This window comes from Chryseobacterium sp. VD8, assembly GCF_037149975.1.
GTDB classification, from domain to species: domain Bacteria; phylum Bacteroidota; class Bacteroidia; order Flavobacteriales; family Weeksellaceae; genus Chryseobacterium; species Chryseobacterium indicum.
Genome location: NZ_JBBCQL010000197.1, coordinates 1 through 8,790, shown reverse-complemented (window position 1 = coordinate 8,790; position 8,790 = coordinate 1). Strand labels below are relative to the sequence as shown.

6 protein-coding genes and 1 pseudogene are annotated in these 8,790 nt (G+C 36.3%); 2 read left to right on the top strand and 5 right to left on the bottom strand.

The genetic code is table 11. The annotated features are described in order from the left end of the window. From WFK35_RS17565 to WFK35_RS17550, 4 genes are all read right to left on the bottom strand, one after another. Positions 1 to 137 (bottom strand): phage tail protein (locus WFK35_RS17565; protein WP_336733673.1); only part of this gene is annotated, 137 nt, incomplete at its 3' end. A gap of 41 nt (positions 138 to 178) precedes the next feature. After that, the gene (locus WFK35_RS17560; protein WP_336733672.1) at positions 179 to 1,984 is read right to left on the bottom strand and encodes a phage tail sheath family protein; all 1,806 of its coding nucleotides are present in this window, start codon (positions 1,982 to 1,984) and stop codon (positions 179 to 181) included. 79 nt (positions 1,985 to 2,063) lie between these two features. Further along, positions 2,064 to 3,449, bottom strand: a complete 1,386-nt coding sequence (locus WFK35_RS17555) for a phage tail sheath family protein (RefSeq protein ID WP_336733671.1) — start codon at positions 3,447 to 3,449, stop codon at positions 2,064 to 2,066. Between the two features lie 41 nt (positions 3,450 to 3,490). Further along, positions 3,491 to 4,036 (bottom strand): DUF4255 domain-containing protein, encoded by a 546-nt coding sequence (locus WFK35_RS17550; RefSeq protein ID WP_336733670.1) that lies wholly within the window; start codon positions 4,034 to 4,036, stop codon positions 3,491 to 3,493. A gap of 567 nt (positions 4,037 to 4,603) precedes the next feature. Here WFK35_RS17550 and WFK35_RS17545 point away from each other — a divergent pair. After that, a complete protein-coding gene (locus WFK35_RS17545) occupies positions 4,604 to 4,846 on the top strand; it encodes a hypothetical protein (RefSeq protein ID WP_185205217.1) in 243 nt (80 codons plus the stop codon). 46 nt (positions 4,847 to 4,892) lie between these two features. After that, a complete protein-coding gene (locus WFK35_RS17540) occupies positions 4,893 to 6,383 on the top strand; it encodes a contractile injection system tape measure protein (protein WP_336733669.1) in 1,491 nt (496 codons plus the stop codon). Between the two features lie 333 nt (positions 6,384 to 6,716). On the opposite strand, the pseudogene WFK35_RS17535 reads toward WFK35_RS17540, so the two are convergent. Continuing rightward, positions 6,717 to 8,790 (bottom strand): annotated as a pseudogene (locus WFK35_RS17535) (hypothetical protein); the annotation flags it as partial.

Below are 8,790 nucleotides of genomic sequence, written 5' to 3'. Positions count from 1 at the left end.
CTGAAATCCGGACTTGCTCCCTGTCTGTATTCAATGATATCGCGCTCGATGCTTAATCCCGAAACTTCCTGAAAACCGATGTTCGTTCCGCCCCAGTCTACTTCAAAGGAAAACTTTACTAATGGATATGTATTCATAATTGTCTTGATTTAATTTTGTTATTTGTTTGTTTTAATTTTTAAGCTTCCTGCAGTTTGTGTGAGAAACGAAGAACAATAAATTCTGCCGGACGAACTGCCGCCATACCGATCTCCACGATCATTCTGCCTTCAAGGATATCCTGTGCAGACATGGTTTTGTTTAAGCCTACGCTTACATAATAAGCTTCTTCCGGCTTGCTTCCTGCCAATGCTCCGTCCTGCCACTGCTGGTTCAGGAAGTTTTCGATCATCGTCTGTACGCGAACCCATGTATTGGCTGTGTTCGGTTCAAATACGAAACGTTCTGTTGCTTTTTTCACGGATTCTTCCACCATGTTGAAGAATCTGCGTACTGAAATGTATCTCCATTCGTTGCTGTTGCCGTCAAGTGTTCTTGCACCCCAAACCAATGTGCCTTTTCCTGTAAAAGATCTGATAACGTTGATGGATTTTCCTGAAGTCGGATCTACGTTAAGTTCATCCTGACGTTTATTGGAAATTTTAGTAACGGGAGAATCAACATAATTAAGTCCTGTATTAGCAGGAGCTTTGAATACTCCGGATGTACTGTCTACTTTAGCGTAAACACCTGCCATTGTTGAAGATGGAGCTAAGACTACTTTTTTGGATTCAATTGCCGCTTTAGCCTGATTGTACAGTTCAGAATTTTTTAATTTTAATTCTGCTAAAGTTGTTGCGCCGGAAGCACCCATCACAGAAACCTTATCTTCTTTAAAAGCGTACGTTAAAATTGTTTTAAGGTTCGGATAATAAGCTGCTCCGTATTTTAGTCCTGTAGAAGTTACTTTATTTCTGAAAGTGGCATCATCTCCTAAAACATCCATAATAACAAACCTGTCTTTCATAGATTCTGCCTGATCTAAGGCACTGTCATACAAAGAGTAGGTATTCTTAATAGCATTGATAACCAAAGGTTCTGAAGAAGAAGCATCAATCTTTTTAGTATTATCAAGTTCTTCATTGGCATCGCTAGTAATACTTGTAGCTGTAATAAGATCGTTTTGAAAATTTTGAGCTACAGAGTTAGCTGCCTCTTTAATATCAGCAAGAATAGCACCTGCAAATTTACTTTCAACAACAGCATCTGCAACAGCTTTAGCGGCACTTCTGGCAGCAACTTCAGTAGCTGCTTCAATTTCTTGATTAAAAGTAACCGCAGCAAGTTCAGCCGCAGCTTCAGCGGCAACTTGAGCATCTGTAACAGCATCTGTAACAGTAGTTGCAGCCTGAGCAACAGTTTGAGCTAGCTCAACATCTGCAGCATTATTAACAGCATCTGCAACAACTTGAGCCGCAACTTTAGATGCAGTGGCTAAAATTTCATTCTTTTTTGCAGTAGCTAAAATGGCTTTAGCAGCATCGACATCAGCAGCAGAAGCTACTCGATCTTGAAGATCAGGAAAAACGATAAGTGTAGGTTCGTCTTCTTTTTTTAATAATTCAAGACCGTATAAGAGAGTTCCTTGCTGAGTTGCAATAGTTCCAACAGTAACATCATCATCATAATCGCCTACCGAAACAATATAGCATGGTCCGCCTCCATTGGCAAAATACATTTGCATCGCGTAATACATTTTGAAATCGCTTACCTTTGGCTGAACTGCTGTTGCAGCACCCTCTTTGAAAGCTACAGCAAAAGTTTCAGCGTATGCTTTTCCAAAAAGTTCTTCAAATTCCAGCATGGACGAGATTCTCGTAGGTTTGTTTTGTGTCCCTTTTTCTGTATATCCGATAAAAGCGGGAATAGCTGTTTCAACTTGCGCTACGGAAGGCGGAAATTTTGCCTCTTCCTCCACATAGACTCCAGGGGTTTTGTAATTCATTTGTTAAAAATTTTAAGTTAATATTAATTATCACTCGAAGCTGAACTTCAATATTTTGTTGTGATTGATTTTGGTTTTGTTATAGTTTGTGGGAAAAATTTAATACAATAAACTCGGCAGGACGTACTAAGGCTACTTCAATTTTTACATCCATGATGTCTGTTCCTCCGGATTTTACCTCAACTTTGTAAGCTTCTTTGGGAGAGTTTCCCGCCAATGCTCCGTCTATCCATTGCTGATTGAGAAAATTCTCAATCATTGCTTTTGCTCTTAACCATGTATGAATGACATGCGGCTGATTGATAAATTTTTCATTAAGTGCTATGCTTATGGACTGTTTAAGCATGTTATAATAACGGCGCACATGAATATATTTCCACTCGTTATCTTTTTCATCTTCCTTTTTGTCTTTTCCATCCAGCGTTCTGGCTCCCCAAACCAAGGTTCCTTTTCCTGTAAAGCTTCTGATGGCATTGATTGATTTTCCTTCATCATCAATGTTTAAACCGGATTGTTCTTCGTCGGAAATTTTTTCAGTCGGAGCTGTTACGTAATTCAAACTTACATTGGCGGGCGCTTTCCAGACTCCTCTTGTATTGTCTATTCTTCCATACACTCCTGCTATTGCAGATGATGGCGGCAAAACTACTTCCAGGGATTTCAGTAATTCTTTTATCTGATTGTATAATGAAGAATTTGCGTTCTTCAGGGACTCTAATGTTACCCCATTGGCAATTCCAACGGGCTGATTCTGCGTATCGAGGTGAGAAACAGGAGTTATTTTTTCATCAAAATGATAGTTTAAAACCGTTTTCAGATGAGGAAAATAAGCTGCCGCATAACTTGAGGAATTTACTGTATTTCTGAAACTCTCTACTGCAGTAAGATTTCCGATCTTTGTTGTGGAATTTCCATAGTAAGTATCTAATAGGGCAAACATATTTTTGGATTCTCCTGCAGATTCGGCTTTAGCAATTGCGGTATTATATAATTCATGAAATTCATTTGGAGAATTTAAGGATACGGCATCCGGGAAAATAAGAAGAAGTGGCTCTTTTATATTATTGATTAAATTTAACCCTGATTCCAAAAGATTTTTTTCCACTTGTGGTGCATTGTAATCTCCCACAGAAACGATATAGCAAGAACCGCCTCCATTAGCAAAATACATTTGTAACGAATAATACATTAAAAATTTTGCCTTTGGGTCTAAAACTGTTATTCCTGCATCAGTATCTTTTAATGTAATACTTTCCATTTTTGCACTCCCGAATTTTTTCTCAAAATCCAAGAGAGAATTAATTTTAGCAGGCTTATAATCAGGTATACTTGTATTATTATCTTCGGAAGGCTTTCGTTCGGTATATCCTATGAATACAGGTACTGCAGTTTCTACTAGTGCAATGGAGTTGGGAAGTTTTGGCAGTTCTTCAATAGAAACACCGGGTGTCGTCGGATTTGGCATGTTCATAAATTTTAAATTAAAGGGTTATTTGTTTTCTGATATTATTTAACCGTAATATCCTTAATATCAACATCGTTAATAAGCTGAACATCAGAAATATTTTTAGCTCCAATCTTAACCACACTTACTTTATACATTACGGAAGGAATGATCTTTCCGCCCAATAAACCCCAGATGTAACTTAGCTGCTCAAACGGTACGGCATGCATTTCTGTTCTGAAAGTAAAGTTACTTTCCCCGATACCGGTTGCAGCATATTCCAATACATTTTTTGCACGAAGAACCTCAATAACTTTTGAAATGTTTATTAAAGCACTGTCATAATCCGTCATATTGGCTGTAACCATTACGAAAAGATTTACATAAGCCGAAGGACTTTCCATTTTTGTAACATTGGATGTATTTTTTACATATCTTGAGATATTTTTCATGGTAGATTCCTCCTGAACGTTCAGTAAAGTAATCACCACTTTATTATCAAGTCCCGCAGCTCCGTCTTCATGCTTTGCGATGTCGTTAACAACAACATCTGCTAAACCGGCAGAATGCAATTCATTTTTTAAAACTGTTAATACTTCTTTTATCATAATTTTTGTTCTTTAGTATTATGGTGCAAACATACAATCCACCCGACTTAAAAAACGAATATTTTGGGGGCTCCATCCTGTCTTTGCAGTAAATGCTTTTTTTGAATTCTCTTTTAACCTAAAAAACAAATCAATATAAAATAATGATAATCAAATAATTAACATACACCAAATTTAACAAAAATTTATACATATCTAAGTCTTATGAAATAAACACTGTTAACAGAAGGTAATTTTAAGGCGTGAAAAATGATTATTTTAAGTATAATGTTGTGAGATTTCTCTTTTGATTTTTTTATCCGCTCAATATTTTTTCAATTATCGATATCTGATCAGATTTCATCCTTTTCTGAATTAAAAAATTTATCGTTTTTATTATCAGAACAAAAGTTTATGATCTACTGCAAAGACAGAACAGCGAGGTCTTATTATTCGTTATACTGTTTTTCTTCCTCTAATTTTGACCCCATAATTTAAACTTTAATCACAATGAATATTAAAACTCTTTTTGGCAAGCGCAATGAAATTATTGGCGGCCATTTTAATGAATTAAGATCAAAATTGGGTATGGCAAATCAGGACGAGGAAGTTGTTTTTTCTGTAAGAGAAGAAATCTGTAACGCCTGTCCTTTGAAAAACGGAAACAACTGCAATACCCAAAAATGGATTCATCCTCAGACTCTGGAAGTTTCAGATGCTCCGAAAGACGGCTTTATAAGAGGTTGCGGATGCAGACTGAGTGCAAAACAGAGATCCAAATACAGCCTTTGTCCTGCAGGTTTCTGGGGTGGAGAATTTGACAAGAAATAGGCATTTTACGGTAATTCCACCATTGTATAACCCAAATTTATTTAATGTGAAACAAGATCATATCATTCAGAAAGTTTTTATTGAAATTACGGTAAATAATAAAGAAAAAGGATTGAGTATAAAAGATGATATCAACAGTTTTCTGTCGATGGATGTGTTTCCGAAAATAGAAAAATACCTCAGTACTTTTGAACATAGATTAGAAGACCATATTTTGCAGATCCCTAAACTGGAATTGAATCTGGATGTAAAAAGCAGCACATTAAATTCTGATATGAAAAATAAAATTGCCCAAGTTTTCGAAGAGAAATTATCTGAAATTACAAACCCTGTTTTAAATTCAGATGAGTTTACGGCAAATCATTCTGAAGCGTATCTGGTAACCAATCAGGAAAAAATTCTTCAGAGCTTTATTTATTTTTTGGAAAGAGGAAGTATGCCATGGTGGAATTCTGATAAAAAAAGTCTTTCTCTGCTTGAGCCAAAAGTATTTAATGCTATTATTCAGGCTGAAAATTTTCAAAGCTGTATTCTTCCTGTTTTTTCTAAAAGAAATGTGCAGGAAAGAATCATTCATCAGCTTTCTGACGGACAAATTGCCCAATTATGCAATGTTATTTTAAAAGATAAAGCATTAAAAATCAATTTACAATCAGAGATTATACAGTTGATCTCAAAGCTGGATCAGACTAACAGAATTATGATATGGAGACTGATTTTAAATATTTTGTCGGGACATCTGAAATCTCCGACCATCCATATTGAGGATTATTTTTTAGAAGAAATACTAAAATCCGAAATTTTATTAAAAGTTTCATCTTCTGCAAAAGATAATCTTCAGAATGTAAAAACAGTATTAAAGATATTTCCGGAGATCAAAGAAGCTAGATTGATTGAAAAAATTGAAGATACATTCATCAAAAACGATCAAAATACAAAAAAGACAACGAAAAAAAATCAGCAAAATTTTACGGAAATCAATGATGTGGTAATGCAAAATAGCAAAAATTCTGAAGAAAAAGATGAAGAAATTGCTTCTGATGAAGGACAATATGTCCAAAATGCAGGACTGGTTCTGATCCATCCGTTTATGAAAACTTTTTTTGAGCATTGCGATCTTCTGGACAAGAAAACTAACCAGCTTTCAGATCCTGAACTGGGTGCACATCTGCTTCATTATATTGCTACCGGAAAAATAAATGCTCCTGAATACGATATGATATTTGAGAAATTTTTGTGCAATATTCCTCTTCATCAATCGATCAACCGACATATTAAGCTTTCTCGTAAACATAAAGCTCAGGTTAAAAATCTTATAGAAAGCGTTCAGCACAACTGGAGCGCCATGAAAACCTCATCCGCAGAATTACTCCAGAATGAATTTTTTCAACGTCCCGGAAAACTGGTTGTCTCCAACCACGACTGCACTCTTACCGTAGAACGAAAAACACAGGATATTTTACTTGAAAGACTTTCGTGGGGAATCGGTCTTGTGAAGCTGCCGTGGAAGGATCAGTTTATGTTTGTGAACTGGTAAAGAGTTTTAAATTGTGAGTTATATTCAGAAACAGCTTATGCACAGAATTTCCATCTAATAGTACAACAGAGGAAAAAAAGCAATTACTGTAAAGAAAAAACTTATCATTTAAGTTAAAACTTCTTATTACACAGGATAAAATAACAGAGGCAGAATCACTTCGGTTCTGCCTCTGATAATTTGTTTAAATTCTATTATTTTATTTTGAAGCGGAATTTTAAAGAGTATGCATAATTAAATAATTTATTAATAACCAAAATCATTAATCCACTTTAAATTCCGATTCAAAATAAAAATTTAAACTGGTTCTGACACTTTCAAACCTTGCTTACATTATTTTTCTGTTATGGTTTTAACGATGCTCCCATCAAAATTCCCGGAATGAAGATGGCTGTTGTGGAGCGTTCCTCCATTTCCCGCTCTTTTTAATTTTTTACAGTATGCATCAACACCTTTTAAAACCTCTGTGAAATGGAAAAATATAGCACTGTCAATTACTTTCTGATCATCTTCTACTTTCTTCAGATATAAAGTATCCACACTTCTTCCATTACAGTGTTCCTGACTGGGAAAACTTGATCCTTCGGAGAAACAGCTTCCCGTTGTTTTTAGTTTCCTGCCCGACTTTGCCAGATATCCTATAAACCCAGCAAATGAATTCACCCCAGTATATCTTCTCTTGGTTTCTGTAAATTCGTAGGCTATGGATACCTCGTCCTTATTATAATTTAAACTATCCGGCATTTTCAGAAGTTCTACATTATTTTGCCCGGCTTTATACAAAAGCCATATTTTACCTTTTTTAGGATGGCTTCCATACTCTGCGATATCACCATTCTGATATTTTACTCTTCTGGAGGTATTTCCTTCATTCACATTCTCGTCTGATACAATTTTAGCATGAGTAGGCTTTGTCATATGTACTTTCCCGACTCCCTTTTCTTTTGTGGTATGCCATTCTGCTACGCAGATCTCATGTATTACGTTTTTGTAGTCATGATACACATATTTATATTTCTTCTCATTTCCCAGCTTTATTTGTTTGGGAATATGCTTTTCTATTATACCGTTATGATACACATGGTAGGTTACAATATCCTTTGCTGACGCCTTTGTATTATTTTTTGGAGCTGAAGGCGTGGCAGATGGAGCAGATGTTTTCTTATGATCGGCTACAGGCTTGCTTTTGGGAGCAGACGCATTGCTCATATATTGTTTTCCCAATTCTTCAACTTCATTTAAAGCTTCATCGAATTCCCATACGTATGATTTGCCTTTTCTGCCTTTATAGTATTTTTTGTTTCCTGTTTTTTTATCAATCCAGAATTCATGGGATTCTCTTTTGAACATCGGGTTATCATCATAAGCATCCTTTGAGCTGTCATACACCACATAATCTTTTTCTCCGGCGTGTTTGGTAGCTACCGGATAATTAACCGAAAGATAAAGAGCCGTTTTACTCTTCAATAATCCTCTGAACCTTTTTAACTTGAAATGTTTTTCTACATAATCCAATTGCTGCTCGGCCGTTAAAGACATCAGGTGAGTTCTGGTTGTTCCCACTTCTTCTGCTGCCGCCTTTCCAAATTGTATGAGCCCGACATATTTGTATTTACTGGTCTCATCAGGATTTTTCCCGAATGTACCGGCTTTTGGACTGAATGTATATGCCGATTCCAAGGCCATGACCGTCATCAGCCAATTGGCTCCTTCATTATTCTGCTGTGGCAATCCGAGATTTTTTGAGATTTTTTTCACTTTCTCACAAAACTCAGAACTCACTTTCTTACTCCACACCAAGGCTTCACCTGAGCTTTCTGTATTGTCCGGAGCGGATACTTCCGGGCTACTTTCTGCGGGCTGCTGTTTTGCAGGCACCTGTTCTTCCTCTTCTTCCGTGATTCCGGAATTGGTAAACTTTACCATTACCTTTTCGCTTGGATCGAAGAAATACGCATACACTTTTATTTTCTTCGGATCCTTATGAAAAGTACATTCCATCACGTTGCATCCGTTACTGACGGTCTCACTGTGATTTTTAAAGCGGGTAATTTCTCCGTCATCATAACGGTAAGACCATTTTACGGAAAGAAGTTCCACATTATGCAGATCCTGGTTTGGTGTAGCTGTAAAATAATACCGTTCACCGGGCTTTATTTCGGATCTCAGTTTTCCGTCTTTATCAAATGGGCCTTCCACCTTGGATACCAGCCTTTTGCTGTTCCAGAAAAAATTAAAATGTGCTGGATTTGTTTTATCAAGAGCTCCCACCTTTTTAAATGTAAAGGATTGTTTCAGGAACTCCTGCTTTTTAGTTGCAATAATCTCATCACTTTTGTAATCATAAAGCTGCGCATGGATGGTGATGTATTCTGCTGTACCCGGAAACTGAAAAGGAAAAGGGTTT

Excerpts from the sequence above, each read along its gene's own strand:
- WFK35_RS17560 (WP_336733672.1), bottom strand. The coding sequence starts at position 1,984 with ATGAATTACAAAACCCCTGGAGTCTATGTGGAGGAAGAGGCAAAATTT.
- WFK35_RS17555 (WP_336733671.1), bottom strand. The coding sequence starts at position 3,449 with ATGCCAAATCCGACGACACCCGGTGTTTCTATTGAAGAACTGCCAAAA.
- WFK35_RS17550 (WP_336733670.1), bottom strand. The coding sequence starts at position 4,036 with ATGATAAAAGAAGTATTAACAGTTTTAAAAAATGAATTGCATTCTGCC.
- WFK35_RS17545 (WP_185205217.1), top strand. The coding sequence starts at position 4,604 with ATGGCAAATCAGGACGAGGAAGTTGTTTTTTCTGTAAGAGAAGAAATC.